Genomic DNA, 25,033 nt, shown 5'->3' with positions numbered 1-25,033 from the left:
CTGTCCCGCAGGAGTCTCCCACCTTACACTGCAACCAACAATTCAAAGAAGAAAAAAATAAAAACAAGGAGCTATGCATGTATTTCATGTTAGCCTTCTAACACATCAAACGAACAAGCAATGCTTTTTGTGCGTGAAGACGGTTCTCGGCCTCGTGAAAAACAACTGAATGAGGACCATCAATTATCTCCGCCTTCACTTCTTCCTCTCGATGCGCAGGCAAACAGTGCATAAAGATATAATCACTCTTCGCATGTGAAACAAGCTCTTGATTCACTTGATAACCTTTGAAATGTTCGAGACGCACCTCTGCCTCAGCTTCTTGCCCCATGCTCGCCCAAACATCTGTGTAAATCACATCGCTATTTTTAACACCTTCAATCGGATCATGAGTTACCTCGACAACAGATCCGTGTTGTTTTGCAACTTCTTTTGCATAAGAAACAATCTTTTCCTTTGGTTCGTAGTTCTTAGGACAAATAATGGTGCAATCCATTCCTACTTTTGCAGCGCCGATCATCAAAGAATGCGCTACATTATTTCCGTCACCGATATACGCCAGCTTCTTCCCTTTGAATGATCCTTTGAATTCTAGGATCGTAAGAAGATCTGCTAGTACCTGGCACGGATGAAAATCGTCCGTAAGTCCGTTGATTACAGGAATCGATCCGCTCTCTGCAAGCTCTTCAACCGTGGATTGATGAAACGTGCGGATCATCAGCGCATCTAGATAACCGGACAAAACTTTCGCTGTATCTGATATTGATTCTCCTCTGCCCATCTGAATATCACGAGTCGACAGATGGATAGCATGACCGCCGAGCTGCAGCATAGCAGCCTCGAACGAAACGCGAGTACGCGTCGAGGATTTCTCGAAGATCATCCCTAATATCTTTCCTTTTAACAAAGGTGGCGTAGATGGTCCTTGTTTTTTTAAGTCTTTTGCAAGATTCAATAAATCGATAATTTCAGATGTAGAATAATCCATCAGCGTTAGGAAATCTTTCTGAGTTTCCGTTTGGCGAAGAGGGTGTACGATAGACATCAGATCAGCACTTCCTTTCTCATTTTATTCGATGTGCGTATAGCATCTAAATATGCGTTAGCTGTTTCTTTTCTAGTAAGCACATGAACTCTTTCTAGAACGGCACGTTTAGCATTCTGGCAATCGCTATCATTTGAAAAGTTTATATATACCGCTTTGTTATCTGTTTTTATCCACTCATCAAATGTCAAATCATTTGCTGTAAGGACAGAATACCCAAGCTCCTCCCAGCCTTTTGAAGCAGCTTCAGCGAGAGTTCCTTCAGCAAAAATGGTTCCGTGCACATTCCATAAATCTGCCAATTGAAGACTAGATCCTTTCAGAGCTTTAACGAGAGCTTCATTAAAATCTACATCATTTCCTATTACTTCTCCGGTTGAAAGCATCATCGGACTTAACACCGGGGTGACTCCTGGCAGTTTAATGGTGGAGAAAACAGGTGCTTTCACGGTAACTTTAGGTTGGCCGTTATGCTCATTTTCTAGGTTCAACGATTTTAATGAGTGTCCAAGAAGCAATTGTGTTGCCTTCTGGACAAGGTTTACGTTCGTAATCTTACTCATGATCGGTGCTGTTCGAGAGGCTCTTGGATTCACTTCGATCACATATACCTTTTCATTCTTTATGGCGAACTGAACGTTAAACAATCCTTTATACTTTATGTTGCGTGCGATTTTTTCAGAGTAAGCGTTTATTTGATCAATAACATGATTGGATAAAGATTGCGGCGGTGTAACAGTCAGACTGTCTCCTGAATGAACACCAGTCCCCTCTAAATGTTCAAAAATACCAGGAACGAATACATCCGTACCATCACTTAGAATATCTACTTCCGCTTCTGTTCCTTCTAAGAATGTATCGATTAAAACGGGATAATTTATTTGTTCATGATTCAAATAATTGGTCAGTTCGCTATCAGAATAAATCACCTTCATCCCACTTCCACCAATGACGTATGAAGGACGTAGAAGGATAGGAAACCCTAGTTCGTCTGCATACTGTTTCACTTCTTTTTCATTAAGTGCCGAGAATCCAGGAACTTTAGGGATACTTAATGATTCTAAAAATTGATAAAAACGCTCTCTGTCTTCCATTTGGTCTACAGTATCTGCCGGACTTCCGAGAACAGAATACCCTGCACCTTCTAACTCTTTAGCCAAATTGATAGATGTTTGACCACCAAATTGAAGAATGACTTCTGAAATACCTTCGAACTCCAAAACATGATGTATATCTTCAAAAGTGAGAGGTTCAAAATATAGAGAGTCAGATACTTCATAATCCGTGCTTACCGTCTCAGGATTGTTATTGATCAAGATCGCTTCATATCCACATGCACGAAGAGCGATTGCACTGTGCACACAGCAATAATCAAATTCAACACCTTGCCCGATTCGAATGGGACCGGACCCGATAACGGCAACCTTCTTCTTCGTATCAGGAATTCTATCGCTTTTCCCACTCCAACTGGAATAAAAATAAGTTGTTTTTGCTTCAAACTCTGCTGCGCACGTATCCACCATCTTATACGTCGGGGTAATGTCCCATTCTACTCTTTTATGACGTACCTCTATTTCTGAAACAGACCAGATCTCTGATAAATATCGATCTGTAAAACCATGCTTTTTCGCCAACTGAAGTATCTCTTTTTCTACTTGATGCAGGCTCGTTTTTTGTAGTGTTTGATCAATAGAAACCATACCTTGAAAAATGGATAAAAAGTAAGGTGTGATTTTAGTCCATTCATGAATTCTTTCTGAAGATACACCTCTTCGCAAAAGTTCCATTACAACGAAAAAGCGTCGGTCATCTGCTGAAACTAAAAGTTCTATAAGTGTATCCTCATCTAGAGCAGAAAGTTCTTTTAAATATATGCCGTTTGTTTTTAGCTCAAGTGAACGGATTGCCTTTTGAAAAGCAGAAGCCATGTTTCTCTCTAACGCCATCACTTCGCCAGTTGCCTTCATCTGAGTTCCTAGTTTTCGGTCAGCATGAGGAAACTTATCGAACGGCCATCTTGGCATTTTTACAGCTACATAATCTAAAGCTGGTTCGAAACTCGCAAAGGTCGTTCCGGTTACTGGATTTTTCAATTCATGCAGGTTATAGCCTAAGGCAAGTTTGGCAGCAATCTTTGCGATCGGGTATCCAGTTGCTTTTGATGCTAAAGCAGATGACCTACTCACACGCGGATTCACTTCGATCAAATAATATTGTGAGTTGTCTGGATGAAGCGCAAACTGTATATTACATCCTCCCACGATTTCAAGTGCAGAAATGATGGTTAATGACGCTTTTCTTAATGATTGATACGCTTCATCTGTTAACGTCTGGCTAGGAGCTACTACTACAGAATCACCTGTATGAATACCAACAGGGTCAACGTTTTCCATGTTACAAACCGTGATACAAGTTCCGTTCTTATCACGCATCACTTCATACTCAACCTCTTTGTAGCCTGCAATACTTTTTTCGATTAAACATTGATTGATCGGACTTGCGGATAGACCTTGTTTGACCAAAGTCATCAGTTTTTCCTTCGTTGAAGCAATTCCTCCCCCAAATCCTCCAAGCGTATATGCAGGTCTAACAATCACGGGGTAACCTGTTTCTTCGGCAAAATGGAGAGCTTCATCTATTGAAGTAACAATCTCACTTTCTGGTACAGGCTCTCCGAGATGCTTCATCAATGATCGAAACAGGTCTCGGTCTTCTGCTTTTTGTATCGACTTAATATCTGTACCTAGAAGCCTAACATCGTGCTTCTTAAAGATTCCTTTCTCATGAAGGTCCATCGCCAAGTTAAGACCTGTTTGACCGCCAACGGTTGCTAGTAGTCCGTCAGGTTTTTCTTTTTGAATAATACGCTCAGCATATTCTGCCGTTAAAGGTTCAAAGTAGATAACGTCTGCAAACGTGTTATCTGTCATGATCGTAGCCGGATTGTTGTTGATCAAGACTACCTCTATTCCTTCTTCCTTTAACGCTTTACATGCTTGTGTTCCCGAATAATCAAATTCTGCTGCCTGCCCGATCACGATCGGACCTGAGCCAATCACGAGCACCTTCTTGATGTCTTCTTGTTTAGGCATAACTTCTCACCTTCTCTGTATGTTGTACACCCTTAATGAAATTTCTAAAGATTTCTTGATGTTCCTTTGGACCGGGCGCTGCTTCAGGGTGGAATTGTACACTTGTAACATTGAATGAACGATGCCACAGCCCTTCAACACTTCCATCGTTCACATTTTCAAACCATATATGGAATCCTGTTTGTGCTAAACTCTCTTTTTGAACAACATAGCTGTGATTTTGTGAACTCATCGATACTTTTCCTGTCTTCAAGTTCATAACTGGCTGATTTGCACCTCGGTGACCAAATTTTAACTTTCGCGTCTCACCGCCGAACGCTAATGCAAGAATCTGATGACCAAGACAGATTCCTAATGTGGGATAGCGCATCGCTAGATTTTTGTAACGATGAAAATAGTTAGAGAATCTCATAGGATCTCCAGAACCGTTTGAAAAAACAAGACCATCCGGATTTAGTTTTTCGATATCGGCCATCTCTGTATCAAACGGAACAATCGTTACGCTGCAGCCCTCGTTAACAAGAGCATCAGCGATGGACTTTTTATATCCAAAATCGATCAATACAATATGCGTGTCTCCTGAACCGGTCTTTTTGAATGATGTCGCTGGCCAATATTGATCTAAATAAAAAGAATCTGCCTTGAAGTCTGGTACATGCATCACGGCAGGTAGAGATCCTTGTATTCGAATTTGTTGAATAAGAGATCTCGTATCTACATTGGTTAAAGCAGGGATTTGATAGACGTTTAGCCAGTCAACGATTGATTGGCGTTCATTTGTTGCAGCAAATCCAAAGCACTCTGCCATCACTACACCCGCTACTTGAAACTTTGTGGATTCCATATTCTCTGAATTAAATCCATAGTTTCCGATAAAAGGATAAGAAAACACGACGATCTGTCCTTGGTAGGAAGGATCAGTCAAAACTTGCTCGTACCCCGTCATTCCTGTATAAAATACAATTTCACCTGAACCAAAATGGTTATCACTAATCCAATCACCTTCAAATATGTGACCGTTAGATAGCGTTATACAGCCTTTCATGAAGAATGCCACCCCTTGTATAAAACATATATTTTGATGTATTTTTATTCATTTATAAGCAAAAAAAATATCGATTATTTCTTCTAGGTCACTGTTACATAGGTGTTGTGAAAAACAGCCAGGATCTTGTTTAATGCTGATCTTAACTCTTCATCCGTAACATTTAACGGAGGTAATAACCGAATAACACCCTCGCCTGCTGGGACGGTTAATAAGCCTTCGTTCTCTAAGCTCACTATGATTTCTCCTGCATGATCACACACAATTCCTATCAGTAATCCCGCTCCTCTTATCTCACTTACTGAAGGATAGTTTAATAAGTGGCACTCTAATTGTTCTTTAAAGTTCTTTCCTTTTCTCTCAACCTCTTTTAAAAATTCATCTTGAAAGATAATATTTAGAACGCTTTGGCTGACTGCACATGCGAGAGGATTACCCCCAAACGTCGTGCCATGACTCCCTGGTCCGAAAGCTTCAGCTAGTTTTCTTTTCCCTAGCATCGCTCCAATCGGAAAACCATTTCCTAATCCTTTTGCAAGAGTAACGATATCTGGGTCTAATCCGAAGTGTTCATATGCATATCTTTTACCCGTTCTGCCGATACCCGTTTGAACTTCATCTATGATCAGTAGAATATCGTACTTCTTACAGATTTCTTGTACTTTCTTATAAAAATTTATGTCAGCAATCTTGATTCCGCCTTCTCCTTGGATGACTTCCATCATGATCGCTGCTGTTTCGCTGTCTGTGTGTTTCTCTAATTGCGAGATATCGTTCCAAGGCAGATGTAGGAATGTTGATACGAGCGGGCCAAACCCATCTTTAATCTTCTGTTGCCCCGTTGCCGACATAGAGCCGAATGTTCGCCCGTGAAACGAGTCATTAAACGTGATGATCTTATTTTTTCTTGTGAATTTTTTAGCAAGCTTGATCGCAGCTTCATTCGCTTCAGCCCCACTATTGCAAAAGAACGCTAGATCCATATCCGTATTCTTTACAAGTGTTTCAGCAAGCAGTTCTTGCTGTTGGATTTCAAAAAGATTGGAAGTATGCCAGATGCACTCGCTCTGTTTTTGAAGCGCTGCAACCACTTCAGGATGACAATGTCCTAGACTTGTTACAGCTATTCCGCTCGTGAAATCTAAGTATTTCTTATTGTTTTGGTCATACACATAAGTTCCGTTGCCTTTTTGAAGTCGTATTTGTTTTCTTTTGTAAGTTGGAAAAAGTGCACTCACGTGATCAGTACCTCCTTAAGCAATTCCGTACCTGACAGAGTTTGGTCGGTAATTCGTACTTGCTTGATGTTTAGATCCAGACATTTTATAGCCGCTTCAACTTTTGGAACCATTCCACCGCTTATGTGTCCTTCAAGGATACTTTTAAGAATGTCTGAGATCGTCAAGCATTTCATCCACTCTCCAAGCACTGAAACACCAGGTGTATCTGTAACAAAACAGATCGATTCGGCAGATAGTGCAGCTGCTGTTTCTCCTGCCGCTGTGTCTGCGTTAATATTCACCGTTTCACCGTTCTCTGTTACACCTAATGATGCTATGACTGGAATCTTGCCAGCTTCTAACACGTTTTGAATGGTCTTTGTATTTACTTTCTGTACATTTCCAACCCATCCATAATTCTCTTTATCTAAAAAATCACAAGAGAGCATGAAATCCTCTGCCCCAGAAAGTCCTTGAGCTGCTATCCCTTCTCTATTCAATCTCTCTACAAGTTTAGTGTTGGTAATGTCCATCAAGACTGTTTTTACACAGGATAGTGATTCTTGGCTTGTTACGCGTACACCATTCTTCATTTCCAACGGCAACCCAGATTCTATTAGTTTCTTATTAATCTCTGGCCCGCCTCCATGAACGATTACGATCTTTTCGCCTTGTTGAATCCTGTTTTTAAGAACATCAAAAAAAGCAGACTGTAAGTTAGCTAACGTACTCCCACCGATTTTTACAACATGAAACACAAAATCCGCCTCCTCTTAGGTACGATAACTTGCATTAATCTGAACATAATCATACGTAAGGTCGCATCCCCACGCTCTTCCACTTCCTAGACCTTCTGATAGATCTACCGAGATATGAATCTCATGACTTTTTAAGTAGTTACGAATTTTTTCCTCTGAAAATAGAACCGGCTCTCCATCTGCTACAACTTCATGTTCACCGATTTTTATTTTTACAGCCTCTGGATTAAATGAAACGCCACTGTATCCAGCTGCAGCAAGAATTCTGCCCCAGTTCGCATCGCAACCAAATACAGCAGTCTTCACTAAAGGAGAACCCACTATGGTTTTGGCTATGATTCTCGCCTCTTTATCCGAGGCAGCACCATTTACACCGACCTCGATCAGCTTGCTCGCACCTTCGCCATCCTTTGCGATAAGTTTGCCTAAATCTTCACAAACGAGTATGAGAGCTTCTAAGAATAGTTGCCAATCAGGATGGTCTTTGTTTAGCTCTTCATTCTCACCCATGCCGTTTGCGAGCATGAGTACCATGTCGTTTGTAGATGTATCTCCATCAACGGTAATACAATTGAACGTTCGTTCTACGGCAAAAGACAAAGCATCGCGAAGATCATCTTGCTGCACAGCTGCATCTGTCGTGATAAAGCCTAGCATCGTAGCCATATTAGGGTGAATCATCCCTGATCCTTTTGCTGTACCTGCAATCGTAATGTTCTTATTATTAATTTTTAGCGAGTAAGCTGTGTTCTTGGAAACGGTATCTGTCGTCAAGATGGATTGAGAAAAGTCGATCGAGCCCTTCAACTCAGAATCTAGGACTAAGCTTTCAATACCAGCTGAAATTTTATCCATCGGGAGATGTTCACCGATTACCCCTGTGGAGGCAACTCCGACATAGTGCGGGGGAATATCCAGCTTTTCGGCGGTCTGGATCTGCATGTGCTCAGCATCTTTCAAGCCTTTTTTTCCTGTACAAGCATTTGCATTACCAGAGTTCACGATAATCGCTTGAAGCTTCCCCTCTTGAGAGATGCTATTTTGCGTAACTTTTAGCGGAGCTGCCTGTACTTGGTTCGTTGTATAAACACCTGCCGCGTTCGCCGGTGTAATACTATACAACAATCCTAAGTCGAGCTTTTTATGCTTTACACCACAATGAAGCCCACTTGCGTAAAACCCTTTTGGTGTCGCGATATTAATCCCTGTTATCTTTTGAATAACCGCTTTTGTTGCCTGCATCTATCCTGCCTCCTTTAGTTATGGGAACATTGGCGAAGACTTTAATCCCTTCGTTTCTTCCATTCCGAACATCACATTCATATTTTGAACCGCTTGACCTGCCGCTCCTTTTAATAGATTGTCTATACAAGAGATCACCGTGATTCGGTTCGTTCGCTCATCAACAGCAAACGTAACATCACAAAAATTGGATCCGTAAACTTGCTTTGTAAATAGGTTGGCTTTTTCCCTATGAACTCTGACGAAGTATTCACTGTCGTAATAAGATTCAAAGATTTCTTTTACAGAGCGAGGGGTAACTGAATCTGTGAGCTCTGCATACATCGTAGTCATGATGCCCCTAGTCATCGGGACAAGATGAGTATTAAATGTAATTTTCGTATCAACATCTGCACAGAACTGAATACTTTGCTCGATCTCTGGGATGTGCTGATGTTGATTGATCTTGTATATACCGAGGCTGTCATTCACTTGTGAAAAATGCGTTCCTTTGCTTGGCGTAGCACCCGCTCCAGAAATCCCGCTCTTTGCATCAATGACGAGTGAAGATGGATGGATCGCTTTTTCTTTTAATAATGGGAGAATACCAATAAGAGCTGCAGTGGGATAACATCCTGGGTTCGCGATCAGTTTTCCTTTCTGCACCTCTTCTCTCTTCCATTCTGTTAATCCGTATACCGCCTGATTCACGAGTGATTGTGGAGGAGGCTCTTTTTTATACCACGCTCGATAGGTATCAGCATCTTTTATTCGAAAGTCTCCTGCTAGATCAATAATCTTTAAGTTCTCATCGACGAGCGAAGGAAGAAACTCTGATGAAACGCCACTTGGTGCGGAGGAAAACACGATATCTAATCCATCACTGGATAGTTGTTTCAGTGATCTTAGCTTCTGATCATGAACGTGATACAGATGCTGAATTTCTTCTGAAAGCTCAATACCCGCTTTAGAGGATGAATAGAGAACAACTTCGGTTATCTCTGTATGTGCAGATAGCAGCCGGAAGAGTTCCATACCGCCATATCCGGTCACACCAATAATTCCTGCTCTCATTACGTCACTCCTTAAATAAGTTATGGTTCATTATAGGACTGTATAAAAATTAATTCAATAGTATATTTATAAATAATTTAATTTTAATAAAAAAACTGACTCTTCGGGTATACGAAAAGTCAGTCTTAACCATTTTTTATTGTCTTAAAAATCCACCTTCTGAATGGATGATCTGTCCAGTTATCCACTCTGCTTCTGGTGTTGTTAAAAATGCGACTAACCTTGCCGCATCTTCTGGCTTTCCAATCCTTCCACCAGGGAACTTCGGCAGAAGAATTTTTTCTAATTCTGGATTGATCCAGCCTGTATCAGTAGGGCCAGGGTTCACTGCATTAACAGTAATTCCTTTATATCCGATTTCAGCAGCTAACGATAGGGTTAACGCATCAACAGCTCCTTTAGTAGCAGCGTAAGCTAATTCACCTAGCATCGGACCTTTCGACTGGCCAGAAGTTAGATGAACGATGCTTCCTCTGTCCCCTATAAAACGTTTGGAAAATTCTATACTCAAAAGAGTCGTTGCCCGAATGTTGATTGCATAATGAGCATCTAAAATCTCACTTGTTGTATCTTCCCAGCTGTGATTCTGTGACATACAGGCATTGTTTACAAGTATAGTCGGTATACCGAATTCCCTTTCAACTTTTTCTAAAAGTTTTGGAATATGTTTTGAAACACTAAGATCAATTTCTTCATACTTGGATTGAACTCCGAGATTTTTCAATTTCTCTACAAGCTGCTCTGGATCATTTGTATGATCACCTGTATGCATCGTCGTGTCATAATTACCCCATGATGTAAAAAAGACGTTAGCTCCCCTGTTTGCAAGTTCAACACAAACAGCTGCGCCAATTCCGTTTAAACGGCTAGCTCCCGTAACGATGGCTGTTCTTCCTTCTAGAGAACGATACATCTTGTTCCTCCTTATGTAACAGGCGTTTCTGCGCCTTTTCCGTCTAATATACTTTGTATGTTTCTACATGCAAGTTCAGCCATTTTCATCCTTGTTTCAACACTTGCACTACCGATGTGAGGAAGGGCTACCACTTGTTTCATCGAGAGAAGAGGGTGATCGACATCAATCGGCTCTTGTTGGAATACATCAAGACCAGCTCCAGCGATTTCTTTTTTCTGTAATGCCTCAATCAGCGCAGCTTCATCAACCGTTGCACCCCTGCCTGCATTAATGAAGATCGCGCTATCTTTCATGCTCTGAAAAGCTTCTCGGTTAAACATTCCTTTTGTTTCAGGTGTTAATGGTGCAAGAGAAACCACAAAATCTGATTGCTTTAAAAGCTCATGAAATTCTTTATATTCTGCGTCGAGTGAGATCTCCCTATCAGGCTTACGGTTTCGATTGTGGTACAAAATTTTCATGTCAAAGCCCTTTGCTCGTCTCGCTACGGCTTCACCGATCCTGCCCATTCCAACGATCCCGATCGTTTTATGATGAACATCAGTTCCCGCAAGTAATAAAGGTCCCCAGCTGTTCCACTTTCCTTCTTTTACATAATTAGCTGATTCAACAATCCTCCGCGCTGTTGCAAGGATTAGAGAAAAGGCTAAATCCGCTGTAGAATCGGTTAATACATCTGGTGTGTTACAGACCGTGATACCTTTTTGTTTGGCAGCTGCGACATCGATGTTGTCATAGCCAACTGCTAAATTTGCTATTACTTTTAGTGAAGATGCTTCATTCAGTACTTCGCTATCGATTTTGTCTGAAAGCATTGTGAGCAGACCATCTACTTTTTTGATCTCGGAAAGAAGCACTTCCCGTGGTACAGCCTTTTCTTCATGCGGCCACATGTTGATTTGTGCGATCTGCTCCAATTGTGCAACCGTTTCATTAGGTAATTTTCGTGTAATAAAAACATAAGGTTTTTGCATACGCTTTCACTCCTTGCTTGTTATTTTCTCATGTGAAAGTGAGAAAATAAAGCAATGGTACTTATGCATTTAATTTTGTTAGTGCAAAGTGTAATCTAAATAATGGTTGCTTTTAGAGATTTTCTATTTTTACTTCCTGTGAAGTTGATTGTAGCGGAAGGTTGCCGACTCCTATGGGACGAGCGGTCAGTCCGAAAAGTGGAAGTGACTCGTTTAGCCCCGACAAGCAAAAGTTGAATGGGCTAGGAAGGCGCACTTTGCCTTCTTGACCATTCAACTTGTGACCTCGAGGGGCTAGTCACTGCAACTAGACTGGTGGAGACACTTAATGGCGCAAAGCGGCAAGTGGCTCACCGTTCGCCCCATGGAAAGCGAGCAACTTGGAGCGGAAATCAACTACTTTCGAAGACAACAATTTAGATCAAAACAATCAAAAAAAAGAGGTATAACTCAAAAATCTTACTTTTGAGCCACCTCTTTCTTTAGATCATGGGTACAAGCCAATCGACCATTGGGATATTTAACTCTTGAACCGGAAGACCGATTGATCTGTAAAAGCTTTTTAAAAAGTATTCATTTTGCTTTTCATACGAGATTAAGTCAGTAAAGCGGCGGACATACAATTCTTTTCCGATATCTCTTTCATTGTTATAATGTTCATCCACTGTATCAAAATATTGTGATGGAAAAAGGAGCCTGCCGTATAGAAGTCTCCAAGCTCCCTTGGATAATGGCTTAACTTTTTCGTAATCGTCGATCAACTGCAAAACTTCATGACTTCTAAATTCTGGCTGATAGATCTTTTCTCTGATGCATTCTGCAAGGTCTCTCATCGGACTATCGATTACCCAGCCAACCGGCAGTTTAACAAAACTGTTAGAGGTCCGAATCCAGGACCGTTCGCTGAAACGATCATAGCAGATAGCAGCAGAACCTATTCCTTTAGGCCCTCTCTCTAGTTGGTAATCCGTGATATATTGAATCGCGTTCTCAGCCATTCCTTCATAATAAGGAAATGTCGTCAAAAACAATTGATCAAAATCATTCTTTTGTTTTCTCGCAGATATTTCCGCATAACGGTTATGCATTTCATCCACACGATTGATCCATAACTGCGGCCATTGCCCGTATGCGATTTGTTCTACCGGATAATATTGTTCCAGACCTTTTCCTCGCTTATGAAACTCTGCAAGTTCTGAGCCTATCTCAAAGCTACGATGTTCTCCTTTTTTTGGTTCCACTTTAAAAATGATAACAGACTCTCCATCTACATAAGCACTAGGCATATTGGTGATCGTAGGCTGCAGAACAGGAATGTTTTCCTCTCCTCGTTGTTGTAGATAATCACTGATATACATCATCTCTTGCAGTTTTTCATAAGACATCTGCTGCTGTGGTATCACGATGTATTGGTTTCCTTTGCAATAGAAGGTCCGATAACCTGATTCAGATCTTCTATCTTCACATACTAGTTGATAATGATGAAACACATCTCTTTCAAACAAAGCCGATCCCCCCACCCCTTCAGCTTTCCAGCGGTAGATCTTTTAAGAAGTTACTGAACACACCACCGCATGATTGGATACAACATTGTATGCCCATTTAGGCAAAGTGGTTAGCACTTTTTATAAATTCATAACTTTACTATGAAAACATATACTATACAAAGCTAAGGAGACTAACAGAGAAAAGGAGTACAAGGATGCCAAACAAAAAAGTGGAAAAAGTCGAAGAAACTGCACGCAAACAGCTGAACGAACGGGGCGTTACGGTAAACGATATTGCTGAACTTGTTTATTTTCTCCAAGTCCCCTACCATCCTGATCTTAAAATGGATGTATGTAGAGAGAACGTTGAAAGAGTCATCGCAAAACGTGAAGTTCAGAATGCTATTCTTACAGGCATTGCCCTAGATGTATTAGCAGAACAGAAAAAACTTGAACAGCCGCTTCAGGAAATATTGGCTCGCGATGAAAGTCTTTATGGGATCGATGAAGTAATCGCACTATCAATAGTGAATATATATGGCTCGATCGGTTTTACGAACTATGGTTTCATCGATAAACAAAAACCAGGTATCTTAGAAAAACTTAACGATAAATCAACAGGGATGGTCCACACCTTCTTAGATGACATTGTCGGCGCGATTGCAGCGGCAGCCTCGAGCAGACTGGCACATCGTGCAGCAAATGAAGAATAAAAATAAGGCTTAAGAACAAGAGGATTCTCTTTGACTTAAGCCTTTTTTATGTTGTCTGTTCTAAGCTTTGCAGTTCTTGTAAGGAGTTGATTTCCGTTCCAGGATGCTCGCTTTCCGCGGGGCAGGCGGTGAGCCCCTTGCCGCTATGCACCCTTAAGGGTCTCACCTGTCTAGTTACAATGGCTAGCCCCTCGAGGTCAAAAGTTAAATGGGTTAGAAGGCAAAGTGCGCCTTCCAACCCATTCACCTTTTGCTTGGCGGGGCTGAACGAGCCACTTTCACTCTTCGGACTGACCGCTTGTCCTAGCCGAGAGTCTCACACCTTGCACTTCAATCAACTTGTCAATGAAGAAGTGAACAAAATAACCCAAAAATAATTTTCAATTAAGGTACCTGCTTACTTGATCTCCCACTCATCCAATCCGTTAACGGTATATGTTGGGTGCACATCAATGTCTTCAAGGTGTTTCTTTGTTGTGACTCCTGTGTGAACAAGCAGCGTATCGATCTCGGCACGAATACCAGCTAAGATATCTGTTTGATAGTTGTCACCGATCATGAGAGTTTCTTCTTTTTTCGTTCCGAGTGTTTCTAATGCCATCTCCATGATGATGGACTCAGGCTTACCAATAAATGTTGGTTCTGTTTGTGTAGAAACCGTAATAACTGAAGTTAGTGACCCGTTACCTGGAAGAAGTCCTCTTTCTGTGGGTAGTGCGATATCTCCGTTTGTTGAGATAAACGTTGCGCCATTGCGGACGGCAAGGCAAGCTTTAGCTAACTTTTCATAGTTGATCGAGCGATCGATTCCGATCACAACAAAATCAGGATTCTCTTCTACCAGTTCCAGCCCTTGTTCTTGAAGTGCTTCTTTAATGCCATCTTCACCGATACAATAGACGGTCGCATTTTTCTTTTGTTCAGCAATATAGTTTGCTGTTGCCATACTCGTCGTATACACATGCTCTGCTGATGCTGGTATATCAAATCCTGCAAGCACATCTGCCACTTGCTTTTTAGTTTTGGAAGAATTATTGGTTACAAATAAATAAGGAAGGTTATTTTCGTTTAATTTTTTCACAAAATCAACCGCCTCAACAATTCGTTCTGTCCCCCGATACATCGTTCCGTCTAAGTCGATCAAGAATCCTTTATATGCCTTCATCATGCTCTCTCCTTTTATGTACCTTCTCATTTTACCCACTTCAAAAAAAAAACACACCTGAAGCTTTTTAGACTTCAGATGTTTGCTTTTCTTCTTTTATCACATAACAGCAATAATCTCCGCCTTTTGCCATACACGTCTTTCGCTCAACAGCTTCTGTTTGTAGCATGCGCTTAAAGAGTGATAGCTCGCAGGAGCAGGCTTGCTGATATTCATTCGCTACTTTAGCGATCGGACAGTTGTACTCGGTGAATACAAAGGTATTAGGATCTTCTCCTCTTTCCCAGTCCACCATGTATCCTGCTTCATTCTGAATATTAGCGAGTTCATTTACTTTTTGTTCAAACTCTGTGAATGTATTCATTCGATCTTTGTATCTATCCTGCAGACGATTTTCACGTCGCTTAAACAATTCATCAATTGTTCCTGTGCCACTCACTTCTTCTATATCTTTTAAAAAATCGACGGTAAGTCCTGAATAGTTTCGTGGAAATTGTTCGTCACCACTTGCTGTAAGATGATAAAAATGGATCGGTCTTCCCATAGCCTGTCGAACAAGAGTCGTCTCAATCACATGATCACGTTCTAACGTGTTGAGATGACGCCGAACAGCCATTTCGGTTATTCCGAGGGACTTTGCCATTTCCGTAACAGTCATCCTCTTATTCCTTTTTAAAAGATAGATGATTTCATCACGGGTTGAGGTGTGATTCTTCATGGTCATCACCATCCTTTATCACCATTTTATCGTAAATAAGGGTAAACGTACATTTTTAAATATAAATGTATAAAAACTTTTTTATCCTTATTCAGGTAAAAATGCGGAAACTGGCCCCAACTCTTCTTCTAGGTACCTTTTTATGTGTAATGGAAATGCAGAAAGTTCCTTCTCTTTTGATGCGATGGTATCATAAATGACCTGACTATCAGCAGATGTGTAGTCTTGAACGAGTGATTTTCGAAGGTTCACCACTTCTTTAAGTGATACTGCTTCATGATTCGGAATTACTTTTTCATCGATAAGGATATCAAGAATATCTTCAAAGCTTCCTGGATCGCGCATGATAAATCCATCGATGATCATATTACCAACGTCCATCATCGATTCGATCAACATGTGTCCAATTCTTTCAACCACAAGTGTTTCGAGCTTATTTGCGGGAGTGGATAACTCCTTAAACGTATGGATTAATTCGTTCATGTACACTAAATGTTCATTGATTTTTTTTCGATCAACAAAATACATAGTCATCACCTTTTGTAAGTTTCTCTTGTAAAGTGTAACATAAAGTAAGAGCAATCATATGAACTCAAACTTTAAATTTTGAAGGGTACGAAGGAGGAACAAAAATGAACGAAGAAACTTTTTTCTTATATGATGATAAAGAAACAACTGAAACGCGCTTTGTAAGCTTTATGGGACGAAACACTCGCTTTGATCTTGCCATCACGAAAACAACAAGACATTACGGAAAATCTTTAGTTCTGAACATGATAGGCAGTACATATGCCATCATCGGTCAAGATGATCTAGAAGAAGAAGGTTATTTGGAACACGCGTTTAATCTAACCGAAGAGGACGCGATGGAGCTTCGTGAGTTTTTAGCTGATGTAGTTTAAGATGTAATCAAAATGTACCAAAAAAGAATCATGCTTTCTTGGAGACACTTTAGATAAGGATACTTTCTTATCCTAAAATGACCGAAGAGAGGATGGTTTTTTTGTTCGAAAAAGAAAAAGAAAAATATACCGATTTTTCGAATGTAGAGACTGGTCGTAATTACGTACTTCCTGAGGATTTACCTGAAGGCCCATATGGCTCACCCATCAAAAGAGCTTTAGGAAAATCGACTCCTTGGAGAGAAGAACAGCGTTATTATAGTGCCTTTAACTATGAAAACAAAACCCTTCATGAAGGTCTGGAAAGACAAGATCCTGGTGCTCATCCTACACATGATGATCCAGAATATCATACTGAAAAACCTTATGAAGATTCTCGAGGTTCATAAGGGAAACTTGGCTTAACTTTATTACTTTATAAACCAAGCTGATTATCGATAAAACAAAGAAAAACCCCTGAATGACTCAGGGGTTTACTTTTTTCACTACAAAATACGGACATCCGAAATTACAATATTCGTAAATGTATTCCGGCAAGGTGCTGATCTTTGTGTCGAACGTAGCCTTTTCATGATTGTCCTCAAAAAAACCACGAAGTCGAAGCTGTTCGTAACCAAGATCACCTACAATATAATCGTATTTATGTAAGATTTCGCTATAGCGTGCTTTAAATTGTTCCTCGTTAAAGGCTTCTTTTACATCTTCAATCACTTCATAGGAATAATTACCAACTGTAATCAAAAATGCTTCACCTCGTTTCCTGATACTTATTTTACCATGCTTGCACTATTTTCAGCCAACAATTTCTTCGTAAAGATCTTTTACTTTAAGGCACTCTATAGAATAAGGAGGTGAAACACCTGTGAAAAAACTAGGAATGTTCTTATTGATCGGTTTCATGCTAGCTGGATGCGGCGGCGGTGATCAAAAGAAGATGGGACAAGAATATAAATTTTCTAAAACCAATGTAAAAGATGAGAATCGAATTGGCAACAACATGAACTATGGGGACTTTGGATATATGCGTCATATGTCGGGGGACAAAGTAAAAACAGGAAATGCAGTTCCGTACTTAAATCGCCAAAAGCTTGCCGACATGATCTCAGACATGGTCCTGCAGTTACCGTACATTAAAGATGTAGGTACATTAGTTACCGATGAAGAAGTTTTGATCGGCTACAAAACAACGAACAAAGACCGAAACGCAGCGGCTGACCAAGTCAAGATGACTGGTTTCTCTGTTGTACCAAGGTATTATCATGTGTACGTATCAGATGAAAAAGGAATGATCGACAAGATCGAACAGTATCAATCCTTAAACAATGATACAGAACAGATCGAAGGAATCATGGACCAGTTGATCCTACAAATGAAAAAAGCGCCTCAAGGCAAGAAATGGAACTATGGGGAAAATGAAAATGGTGAGATGAACGGTGAAACAAATAGTATGCGTGGACAAATGGAAGGCAAATAAAAAACCAGAAGCAGATTGTTGCTTCTGGTTTTCTTATATTTAGCTGTTTTGGGCAGCAGCGTTCACTTGCTCATCTGCATGGTAAGAAGAACGGACAAGTGGTCCAGACTCACAATGCTTAAATCCTTTAGAGAAAGCGATATCACGCAGTTCTTTAAACTCATCTGGTGTATAGTATTTTTGTACTTTTAAATGCTTCTTTGTAGGTTGTAGATATTGTCCGATCGTCATGATATCAACGTTATTTGCACGCAGATCATCCATCGTTTCAATAATTTCTTCCCATGTCTCACCCAGTCCGATCATCAGACTAGATTTCGTCGGAATGTTAGCGTTCATTTCTTTTGCACGACGCAAAAATTCCATCGTTCTGTCATACGTTGCACGGGCACGAACTCTTGGAGAAAGGCGTCGTACCGTTTCAATATTATGGTTCATGATATCTGGCTTTGCGTCCATTAATGTTTTTAGTGCATCAAAATCACCTAACATGTCAGATGGCAAAACTTCAATAGAGCAGAATGGATTACGAGCACGAACAGAACGAACGGTTTCCGCAAATACATGAGCACCGCCATCTTTAAGATCATCACGCGCAACAGCCGTGATTACTACGTGTTTTAAACCCATTTGTTCAACAGATTCAGCAACACGTTCTGGCTCTTGTAGATCCAGTTCTGTTGGTAATCCTGTTTTTACTGCACAAAAACGACAAGCGCGTGTACAGATGTCTCCAAGAATCATGAAAGTAGCTGTTTTTCTGACAGCCCAACATTCATGGATGTTTGGACATTTTGCTTCTTCACATACCGTATGTAGCTTTTTCTCACGCATCATCTTTTTAAGTTCTTTATAATTTTCATTCGTGTTTAACTTTATTTTTAACCACTCGGGTTTACGTACGTATTCTTCTTTCTTTGCCATCATCATCACCCCAAATTTTCTTGGTCTTTCGTATAATGAACGTTCGTATTTTAATTTCTACTTAAACATTATTGTCCCATCAATACTCTACCATACGACAGGGGAAAATTCCAAACATGAGTTTTTTCCAACATTTTTCCTTCATGTTTTTTCTGAACTTCAACAAACTATAGATAAATGAAAGAAAGGAGTGGATTGGGACGTATGAGGAAATTTTCAGTCCTGTTCCTCACTCTGACAGCCCTTCTTATAACCTTTCTTCCGGAAAGAAATAGTGAGGCCGCAGAGCGATTTACGAAAGAAGACGTGGAACGGCTTAGCCTTTATAAAAAAATGGAGTCTGTTACGCTCATTCCATGGCATTACTTTGCAGGTGTAGACCAATATGAAAGAAGCGTAAGAAAAGCGAGAAGAGATCTTCCTGCCAGAAAAGGATTAGTCGGCATTTATTTTTCTCCTTTGCAATGGTCTGGACCAATAAATCCAACCATGGACGATACCAACCCTGAACGTATTTCAATGCTTGGAGGTATTGGAAAAGACGGTAACAATGATGGTATTGCTGATCGAAACAACGATGAAGACATTCTGTTTACATTTAGTGAGATCATTAAAAAGCATGGGCATGATATAGAAAATTTCAGAATTGGTCTTTGGAGCTATTACCAACGAGATAAAGCCGTAGATATTATTATGGAAAACGCAAAGATCTATGAGACCTATGGAACGGTTTCTCTAGACAAACACAGCTTTATCGTTCCATTAAGATCCAACTATAGTTACCGAAGCACATGGGGTGACAGACGTGGATTTGGTGGATTACGCATTCATGAAGGTACAGATATATTTGCGAATTACGGTGTACCTGTTAAAGCGGTTTCCTATGGAATCGTTGAGATCAAAGGATGGAATCGATTTGGCGGATGGAGAATCGGTGTCCGAGATATCAATAATGTATATCATTATTACGCCCATTTAGGCAGTTTCAATAAAGCGATTGAAAAAGGGACGATCGTAGAGCCCGGAATGGTACTCGGCTACGTAGGCAGTACAGGTTACGGACCTCCCGGAACTTCTGGGAAATTCCCCCCTCATCTCCACTTTGGCATGTACCGTGACAACGGATATACAGAATGGGCATTTGACCCATATCCTTATTTAAAAGCATGGGAACGTCAGGAGCGTATTAACAACAGACGAAGATAATGTTAGGTTATAAAAAAAGGAGCTTAAGGGCTTCTTTTTTTATATGGCGCTCGTATTTTTCATATGGCGCTCGTATTTTTCATATGGCGCTCGTATTTTTCATATGGCGCTCGTATTTTTCATATGGCGCTCGTATTTTTCATATGGCGCTCGTATTTTTCATATGGCGCTCGTATTTTTCATATGGCGCTCGTATTTTTCATATGGCGCTCGTATTTTTCATATGGCGCTCGTATTTTTCATATGGCGCTCGTATTTTTCATATGGCGCTCGTAAATCTCGAGCCTTGCTCTGATTTACGAGCGCCAAATCATAAAAAAAGCTGATTCTTCAACAGAAGAAACAGCTTTACTCTTTATTTTCTTTTTGAAACGCGAACCACATTTGCAATACTTGCGAGGAGGCCGCCCCATAGGATCACCATGCCAATCACCATCATTGTAATCGCACTGCCTGTCATATTAGCTGACCTCCTTTTTCTCTACAACTTCTTCAGATTTCCACTTCACAAGACCTAGTACGACTCCGAGTACGATGACACCAACTGCCACTGCTACACCATACGTAAGGATAAGTTCTGTAGGATATCCTTCATAGTTTTCTTTAAGGTTCTGTCTAATGTTATCGAACATCATGTAACCAAGAAGAATTGGTGTGATTACCCCTAGACAAACCTTCCACCATAATCCTGTTCGTAAGTCAGAGATTGCGTTCGCGTGGTTCTGAAGTCCAGTCAATTGTCTTACAAACCAAGCAATGATGACTACTTCTACAAGACCTGCTAACGTAATACCAAAGTTGTTGATAAAGTAATCCACGATATCAAGCATGTACAGTCCGCCTTTTGTAGCGAAAAGTAATGAGATAACAGATGCTACTCCTCCGCCCATCAACACGGCTTTTGTTCTTGAGATTCCAAATTTGTCTTGTAAAGCTGCCACATACGTTTCAACGATCGAAATCAACGATGTCATACCAGCAAATACAAGGGTTAAGAAGAACATGGTTCCAAAGAAGGCATTTCCACCAGGAAACTCATTGATAATTGCTGGGAATACTTCAAACGCTAGTCCGATTCCGCCTTTTACTACTTCATCCACTGGCAAACCTTGTTGCATGGCCATGAAACCTAAAGCAGCGAATACACCAATACCTGCTAGTAATTCAAAACCTGAGTTTGCGAAACCTGTAATAAACGCATTGTTATTAATATCTGATTTCTTAGGCAGATAGCTTGAATACGTAACCATAATCGCAAATGCGATTGATAATGAGAAGAAAATTTGACCGTAAGCTGCTACCCATACCTTACCGTTACTGATCATGCTCCAATCAGGAGTGAAGAACGTGTTCAAACCTTGAGCTGCACCATCGAGCGTTACGGCACGAATAACGATTAACGTAAACATAATGACTAAAGCTGGAATAAAGATTTTGTTAAAACGCTCGATTCCTTTTGAAACACCCTTATAAAGAACAAGAAGCGTTACAACCCAAACGATTAGAAGTGCGATCAAAATACCTGGTACGATGCCGCCAATGTCACCAGGCGTCTTACTTAATTGAAGGACATTTCCATAAAAGAAATCTGAAGGCTTGTCTCCCCAAGTTAAGTTTAATGAATAAATGGAGTACTTAATCGCCCAAGCGATGATTACCGCGTAATAAGTGGAAATAACAAACGCTACAAACACTTGCCACCATCCAAGCCATTCCGCTTTTTTGTGAAGACGGAAATAAGATAGTGGAGCAGATCCACGGTACTTATGACCTAACGTAAATTCTAGAATCAGTAAGGGAATCCCTGCCGTTAAAAGTGCTATTAGATATGGGATGAAGAATGCTCCCCCACCGTTCTCATAAGCAACTGCTGGAAATCTCCAGATATTGCCTAGGCCGATAGCCGAGCCGACCGCTGCTAATATAAATCCATAGCGGCTTCCCCATTGCTGCCTATTTTCCATTGTTGTATCCCCCTTGTTATGAAGTCGAAAAGTTTACAATTATTACTTTTTTCTGATAATTCTGTGTTCAGTATATTACAAAACATGAAAACCGTCAAAATGTTTTTAGTTATTTTGTCGGAATAAGGGGGAAAACGTCGTATAAATATAAGAAAAAGTGCCTGGTTAACAACCAGACACTTTCAAGCTTAAGCGTGATATGCTTGATCGCTCATGCTATTTTTACTAGAAATTTTTTTAATGATGATGAGTGCCAAGATAAAGATCACTGCAGATGCAAGAAGGCCAACCCAAACACTCTCTGTTAAGCCGAGTGCAAGATACCCTACTGCAGATACTCCTGCAGCCACTAGGCTATAAGGAAGCTGGGTCATAACGTGATCGATATGATGACTTCCTGCTCCTGTTGAAGAAAGGATGGTAGTATCTGATATTGGTGAACAGTGGTCGCCAAAAACAGAGCCTGCTAAAACGGCCGCTAGAACAGGCAACATGAAATCTATATTTGTAGATGCAGAAATTTCTGCTGCGATCGGAAGCATGACACCAAACGTCCCCCATGAAGTTCCTGTTGCAAAAGCCATAAGCCCTGACAGGACAAAAAGAACAAATGGCAGATAAGCTAAATTCATATGCTGATCGACTAATCCTGCAAGATACGTTCCTGTTCCTAAGCTATCAATGATTGAGATGATCGTCCAAGCAAAAAGTAAGATCGTAACAGCACCGAGCATAGATTGAATACCACGTCCCAGTCCTTTTCCTAATGATGCAGCACCCATCTTCTTAGGTAGGAAGAACAATATAGCTGAAGCTAAACCAAGCAGCCCCCCATATACCAGTGATTTTGGTACATCTGTGTTTTCGAAAATAGATAAAAGTGTGATGGCCGTTGGTTCATCAAGCCCCTTCACATTTTGAATGCCCGTATAGATCATAAATCCAACCGTTGATACAATCAAAATCACGATTGGCCACACAAGGTCTCCTACTTTTCCTTTATCACTTTCTTCGAGCTTGATTCCTTCTCCGATTGCTGCTTTTTTATCGGGAGCAATCACTTCTCCTGTTGCAAGAGCTGTTTCTTCATGCTTTTTCATCGGTCCAAAATCAAGTTGAAAATACGCAACGATAAACACGAGAACTAGGGCAAACACTGCATAAAAATTCATAGGAATCATCTGAATAAATGCACTGAATGCAGACATATTCGTAATCTCATGTGTAGCAAAAATCGTTCCAATAATACCAATGATGTACGCTCCCCAACTTGAAACAGGTGAAATGACACATACTGGGGCAGCTGTTGAATCAAGATAATAAGCGAGTTTTGCACGTGAGATGCGGTGTCGATCTGTAATGGGTCTGCTTACATTTCCGACAGCTAAAGAGTTAAAATAGTCATCAATAAAAATGACGAGGCCGAACACAACGGTCAGAAGTTGTGCACCTCTTCTGGTTTTCACTCTCGCGATCGCCCACTCTCCAAAAGCACGGCTTCCTCCTGCTAACGAGATAATGCTCGTCATCATTCCTAAAATCAATAAGAATAGAAGAATATACACATTCCACTCATTTAACGCACCATCTGAAATAAAGTGCCCTTTAACTATCGTACCAATTTCTTTCAGTGTCGCTCCCATACTAAAATCATGAAGTAATAATGCTCCCGCAATGATTCCAGCTCCTAGCGAGACTAACACTCTGCGTGTTAGAACCACCATTAAGATTGCCAATACAGGTGGTATTAATGAATAAATCGAATTCTCAAATTCCATGATGTTCCTCCTTCTTTTCATTCAGCCATCGATATTGAGGAGTTCTTACAGGACGTTGAGGAAAAAAGGACAAAATAAAAAGCGATCAATAGACAAGGAAATAACCTGTTATCAATCACTTAAGTAATTTATGGTTTTCCTCATCGATCAGTAGTCCTCCACTGCTTTAAGTTTCAAAGCAGTGACAGTTTTACACTTATTTAGTGCAAACCCAGCAAAAGTGAACAGACGGTTACCTTTTGCTTCGGCGGAAGTTCCTTTCCTTTTTCTTCACAGACGTCACTCTCTGAAAAAGTACTTATAAAATCCGCTCCTCTACCCCATCGGTGATAGGCTTAAAGACATATATAATTTTTAATTCAATTACAATTATAACAAACTAGAACGAATGGTCAACCTGAACAGGATTTGTTAAATAAAGGAAATATTTTTATTCTGTTGCTTCTTTCCCACTCACGTCTTCTGATGAGCTATCTTCTGGAATATCAGTACCTTCTTGAAATTCATCTTCGCTTTTTACTTTTTCTTTTATCTGAGGATCAATTGGTAAAGCGGGCTGAATCGGGTCACCCGATTGATTATAATAAATCGGTACTTCTCCTGGTATAAATTGACCCATTATTTGTATAGGTCTTGTTACTATTGCAGTTTCAGTTGCAAAAGGTATAACTACTTTAGCTTTTACAGTAACAATAATATTTATTGAAATCCAAGTATTATTAATGCCCACTGTTTCAATTTTTTCTTCAATATCAGTATTTACATCTCCAACAATAGTGAATTTTATGGGAATGCGTGGTCCTAAATTCGCTAATAAGGAGTTTTCAGTAGCTTGCCCAAGAGGTATATCCATGATCACGCCGGGTTCATCCGGATGTTTTTTTGATAAACCTAATTTTTCTGATTTAATACTTTCTGGAATTTTACCTTTTTCGATTTCTTTTAAAAATTCTTGAACAACAATCGCTGACTTATATTGAACATTGTTTACTACTTTTTGATTAACTCCAGCAAAAACAATGTTTCCATCTTTATCTTCTTTAGAAATTAGTATGTCTTGCATATCGATTGAATCAAATAATTTATTAAAAATTGCTTCATTTATTGCTAAAGATGCTATTTCCTCTGTTTTTCTCTGAGCTACATACATCAAAGTTGGCTCAATTCCTTTATCTACTAACCACAACCCTTGAATAGTAATAATAATAAAAAGTGAAAAAGATATTAGCACAACAAATCGGAATGGAAGTGGCCCTTTTCGAAGTTTCATTTTTTTGCGTTTAAGCAAAAGGTAACCCCCCTTTATCTACATATACATATGTATGCAGACAAGAGGGGGGCTCATTCAAACTTTATG

The 25,033-nt window shown here is 40.2% G+C and carries 24 protein-coding genes and 1 riboswitch; of the genes, 5 read left to right on the top strand and 19 right to left on the bottom strand.

Translation table 11 applies throughout. The annotated features are described in order from the left end of the window. Positions 1 to 97 precede the first annotated feature (97 nt). The 10 genes from argF to yutH all read right to left on the bottom strand — a co-directional run bounded on the left by argF (position 98) and on the right by yutH (position 12,850). Positions 98 to 1,045 (bottom strand): ornithine carbamoyltransferase, encoded by a 948-nt coding sequence (argF, locus tag ACFS5O_RS08335; RefSeq protein WP_205727193.1) that lies wholly within the window; start codon positions 1,043 to 1,045, stop codon positions 98 to 100. After that, entirely contained in the window at positions 1,045 to 4,137 is a 3,093-nt protein-coding gene (gene carB, locus ACFS5O_RS08330) for a carbamoyl-phosphate synthase (glutamine-hydrolyzing) large subunit (RefSeq protein ID WP_205727194.1), read from the bottom strand. The genes argF and carB overlap by 1 nt, the downstream gene beginning before the upstream one ends. Further along, the gene (locus tag ACFS5O_RS08325) at positions 4,130 to 5,182 is read right to left on the bottom strand and encodes a carbamoyl phosphate synthase small subunit (protein ID WP_205727195.1); all 1,053 of its coding nucleotides are present in this window, start codon (positions 5,180 to 5,182) and stop codon (positions 4,130 to 4,132) included. Before ACFS5O_RS08325 ends, carB begins: the two co-directional genes overlap by 8 nt. Before the next feature lie 83 nt (positions 5,183 to 5,265). Further along, a complete protein-coding gene (argD, locus tag ACFS5O_RS08320; protein ID WP_205727196.1) occupies positions 5,266 to 6,420 on the bottom strand; it encodes an acetylornithine transaminase in 1,155 nt (384 codons plus the stop codon). Next, entirely contained in the window at positions 6,417 to 7,160 is a 744-nt protein-coding gene (gene argB / locus ACFS5O_RS08315; RefSeq protein ID WP_205727197.1) for an acetylglutamate kinase, read from the bottom strand. The genes argD and argB overlap by 4 nt, the downstream gene beginning before the upstream one ends. Before the next feature lie 15 nt (positions 7,161 to 7,175). Beyond that, positions 7,176 to 8,402, bottom strand: a complete 1,227-nt coding sequence (gene argJ, locus ACFS5O_RS08310; RefSeq protein ID WP_205727198.1) for a bifunctional ornithine acetyltransferase/N-acetylglutamate synthase — start codon at positions 8,400 to 8,402, stop codon at positions 7,176 to 7,178. 18 nt (positions 8,403 to 8,420) lie between these two features. Beyond that, entirely contained in the window at positions 8,421 to 9,455 is a 1,035-nt protein-coding gene (argC, locus tag ACFS5O_RS08305) for an N-acetyl-gamma-glutamyl-phosphate reductase (protein WP_205727199.1), read from the bottom strand. 136 nt (positions 9,456 to 9,591) lie between these two features. Beyond that, a complete protein-coding gene (locus ACFS5O_RS08300) occupies positions 9,592 to 10,368 on the bottom strand; it encodes an SDR family oxidoreductase (protein WP_205727200.1) in 777 nt (258 codons plus the stop codon). 11 nt (positions 10,369 to 10,379) lie between these two features. Next, positions 10,380 to 11,345, bottom strand: coding sequence for a 2-hydroxyacid dehydrogenase (locus ACFS5O_RS08295; RefSeq protein ID WP_205727201.1), 966 nt, complete (start codon positions 11,343 to 11,345; stop codon positions 10,380 to 10,382). A gap of 482 nt (positions 11,346 to 11,827) precedes the next feature. Continuing rightward, a complete protein-coding gene (gene yutH / locus ACFS5O_RS08290) occupies positions 11,828 to 12,850 on the bottom strand; it encodes a spore coat putative kinase YutH (RefSeq protein WP_205727202.1) in 1,023 nt (340 codons plus the stop codon). A gap of 197 nt (positions 12,851 to 13,047) precedes the next feature. Between yutH and ACFS5O_RS08285 the strand changes: the two genes are divergently transcribed. Next, entirely contained in the window at positions 13,048 to 13,545 is a 498-nt protein-coding gene (locus ACFS5O_RS08285) for a phosphatidylglycerophosphatase A family protein (RefSeq protein ID WP_066397286.1), read from the top strand. Positions 13,546 to 13,942: 397 nt separating this feature from the next. On the opposite strand, the gene ACFS5O_RS08280 is transcribed toward ACFS5O_RS08285, so the two are convergent. From ACFS5O_RS08280 to ACFS5O_RS08270, 3 genes are all read right to left on the bottom strand, one after another. Next, on the bottom strand, positions 13,943 to 14,710 hold the full coding sequence (locus ACFS5O_RS08280; RefSeq protein WP_205727203.1) for a TIGR01457 family HAD-type hydrolase: 768 nt from the start codon (positions 14,708 to 14,710) through the stop codon (positions 13,943 to 13,945). Between the two features lie 67 nt (positions 14,711 to 14,777). Next, on the bottom strand, positions 14,778 to 15,428 hold the full coding sequence (locus tag ACFS5O_RS08275; protein WP_379838956.1) for a helix-turn-helix transcriptional regulator: 651 nt from the start codon (positions 15,426 to 15,428) through the stop codon (positions 14,778 to 14,780). Positions 15,429 to 15,515: 87 nt separating this feature from the next. Then, positions 15,516 to 15,956 (bottom strand): DUF86 domain-containing protein, encoded by a 441-nt coding sequence (locus ACFS5O_RS08270; protein ID WP_205727205.1) that lies wholly within the window; start codon positions 15,954 to 15,956, stop codon positions 15,516 to 15,518. Positions 15,957 to 16,060: 104 nt separating this feature from the next. Between ACFS5O_RS08270 and ACFS5O_RS08265 the strand changes: the two genes are divergently transcribed. Together ACFS5O_RS08265 and ACFS5O_RS08260 are read left to right on the top strand one after the other, a co-directional pair. Next, positions 16,061 to 16,330: a DUF3055 domain-containing protein gene (locus ACFS5O_RS08265; protein ID WP_205727206.1), complete on the top strand. Its 270-nt coding sequence runs from the start codon at positions 16,061 to 16,063 to the stop codon at positions 16,328 to 16,330. Between the two features lie 92 nt (positions 16,331 to 16,422). Next, a complete protein-coding gene (locus tag ACFS5O_RS08260) occupies positions 16,423 to 16,719 on the top strand; it encodes a hypothetical protein (RefSeq protein WP_318300268.1) in 297 nt (98 codons plus the stop codon). A 76-nt stretch (positions 16,720 to 16,795) separates the two neighbouring features. Here the strand turns inward: ACFS5O_RS08260 and ACFS5O_RS08255 are convergent, their stop codons facing one another. Further along, positions 16,796 to 17,071 (bottom strand): YutD family protein, encoded by a 276-nt coding sequence (locus ACFS5O_RS08255; RefSeq protein ID WP_066397303.1) that lies wholly within the window; start codon positions 17,069 to 17,071, stop codon positions 16,796 to 16,798. A gap of 121 nt (positions 17,072 to 17,192) precedes the next feature. Here ACFS5O_RS08255 and ACFS5O_RS08250 point away from each other — a divergent pair, with 121 nt between their 5' ends. Then, entirely contained in the window at positions 17,193 to 17,804 is a 612-nt protein-coding gene (locus ACFS5O_RS08250; RefSeq protein WP_205727208.1) for a YhcN/YlaJ family sporulation lipoprotein, read from the top strand. Between the two features lie 39 nt (positions 17,805 to 17,843). On the opposite strand, the gene lipA is transcribed toward ACFS5O_RS08250, so the two are convergent. Then, entirely contained in the window at positions 17,844 to 18,728 is an 885-nt protein-coding gene (gene lipA, locus ACFS5O_RS08245; RefSeq protein WP_144698293.1) for a lipoyl synthase, read from the bottom strand. Between the two features lie 204 nt (positions 18,729 to 18,932). On the opposite strand from lipA, the gene ACFS5O_RS08240 reads away from it, so the two are divergent. Beyond that, positions 18,933 to 19,934: a M23 family metallopeptidase gene (locus ACFS5O_RS08240; protein ID WP_205727209.1), complete on the top strand. Its 1,002-nt coding sequence runs from the start codon at positions 18,933 to 18,935 to the stop codon at positions 19,932 to 19,934. Positions 19,935 to 20,289: 355 nt separating this feature from the next. Here the strand turns inward: ACFS5O_RS08240 and ACFS5O_RS08235 are convergent, their stop codons facing one another. From ACFS5O_RS08235 to yunB, 4 genes are all read right to left on the bottom strand, one after another. Continuing rightward, positions 20,290 to 20,394 (bottom strand): methionine/alanine import family NSS transporter small subunit, encoded by a 105-nt coding sequence (locus ACFS5O_RS08235; RefSeq protein WP_205725456.1) that lies wholly within the window; start codon positions 20,392 to 20,394, stop codon positions 20,290 to 20,292. 1 nt (position 20,395) lies between these two features. After that, entirely contained in the window at positions 20,396 to 21,898 is a 1,503-nt protein-coding gene (locus ACFS5O_RS08230; RefSeq protein ID WP_205725455.1) for a sodium-dependent transporter, read from the bottom strand. 188 nt (positions 21,899 to 22,086) lie between these two features. Next, complete coding sequence (locus tag ACFS5O_RS08225) at positions 22,087 to 23,676, bottom strand: Na+/H+ antiporter NhaC family protein (protein WP_205725454.1); 1,590 nt, start codon at positions 23,674 to 23,676, stop codon at positions 22,087 to 22,089. Between the two features lie 143 nt (positions 23,677 to 23,819). Further along, a riboswitch (Lysine riboswitch) is annotated at positions 23,820 to 24,002 on the bottom strand. 104 nt (positions 24,003 to 24,106) lie between these two features. Next, on the bottom strand, positions 24,107 to 24,964 hold the full coding sequence (yunB, locus tag ACFS5O_RS08220) for a sporulation protein YunB (RefSeq protein WP_205725453.1): 858 nt from the start codon (positions 24,962 to 24,964) through the stop codon (positions 24,107 to 24,109). Positions 24,965 to 25,033 lie beyond the last annotated feature (69 nt).

Origin of the sequence: Fictibacillus nanhaiensis (assembly GCF_042686385.1) — a bacterium.
Taxonomy (GTDB): domain Bacteria; phylum Bacillota; class Bacilli; order Bacillales; family Fictibacillaceae; genus Fictibacillus; species Fictibacillus nanhaiensis.
The sequence above is the reverse complement of the archived record's forward strand: the minus strand, read 5'-3'. Positions and strand labels throughout refer to the sequence as shown.

Bases quoted from the DNA above. Each gene is read 5' to 3' on its own strand.
- argF (WP_205727193.1), bottom strand. From the start codon at position 1,045: ATGTCTATCGTACACCCTCTTCGCCAAACGGAAACTCAGAAAGATTTC.
- carB (WP_205727194.1), bottom strand. From the start codon at position 4,137: ATGCCTAAACAAGAAGACATCAAGAAGGTGCTCGTGATTGGCTCAGGT.
- ACFS5O_RS08325 (WP_205727195.1), bottom strand. From the start codon at position 5,182: ATGAAAGGCTGTATAACGCTATCTAACGGTCACATATTTGAAGGTGAT.
- argJ (WP_205727198.1), bottom strand. From the start codon at position 8,402: ATGCAGGCAACAAAAGCGGTTATTCAAAAGATAACAGGGATTAATATC.
- argC (WP_205727199.1), bottom strand. From the start codon at position 9,455: ATGAGAGCAGGAATTATTGGTGTGACCGGATATGGCGGTATGGAACTC.
- ACFS5O_RS08300 (WP_205727200.1), bottom strand. From the start codon at position 10,368: ATGTATCGTTCTCTAGAAGGAAGAACAGCCATCGTTACGGGAGCTAGC.
- ACFS5O_RS08295 (WP_205727201.1), bottom strand. From the start codon at position 11,345: ATGCAAAAACCTTATGTTTTTATTACACGAAAATTACCTAATGAAACG.
- ACFS5O_RS08285 (WP_066397286.1), top strand. From the start codon at position 13,048: ATGCCAAACAAAAAAGTGGAAAAAGTCGAAGAAACTGCACGCAAACAG.
- ACFS5O_RS08280 (WP_205727203.1), bottom strand. From the start codon at position 14,710: ATGAAGGCATATAAAGGATTCTTGATCGACTTAGACGGAACGATGTAT.
- ACFS5O_RS08275 (WP_379838956.1), bottom strand. From the start codon at position 15,428: ATGAAGAATCACACCTCAACCCGTGATGAAATCATCTATCTTTTAAAA.
- ACFS5O_RS08270 (WP_205727205.1), bottom strand. From the start codon at position 15,956: ATGTATTTTGTTGATCGAAAAAAAATCAATGAACATTTAGTGTACATG.
- ACFS5O_RS08265 (WP_205727206.1), top strand. From the start codon at position 16,061: ATGAACGAAGAAACTTTTTTCTTATATGATGATAAAGAAACAACTGAA.
- ACFS5O_RS08260 (WP_318300268.1), top strand. From the start codon at position 16,423: ATGGTTTTTTTGTTCGAAAAAGAAAAAGAAAAATATACCGATTTTTCG.
- lipA (WP_144698293.1), bottom strand. From the start codon at position 18,728: ATGGCAAAGAAAGAAGAATACGTACGTAAACCCGAGTGGTTAAAAATA.
- ACFS5O_RS08240 (WP_205727209.1), top strand. From the start codon at position 18,933: ATGAGGAAATTTTCAGTCCTGTTCCTCACTCTGACAGCCCTTCTTATA.
- ACFS5O_RS08235 (WP_205725456.1), bottom strand. From the start codon at position 20,394: ATGACAGGCAGTGCGATTACAATGATGGTGATTGGCATGGTGATCCTA.
- ACFS5O_RS08230 (WP_205725455.1), bottom strand. From the start codon at position 21,898: ATGGAAAATAGGCAGCAATGGGGAAGCCGCTATGGATTTATATTAGCA.
- ACFS5O_RS08225 (WP_205725454.1), bottom strand. From the start codon at position 23,676: ATGGAATTTGAGAATTCGATTTATTCATTAATACCACCTGTATTGGCA.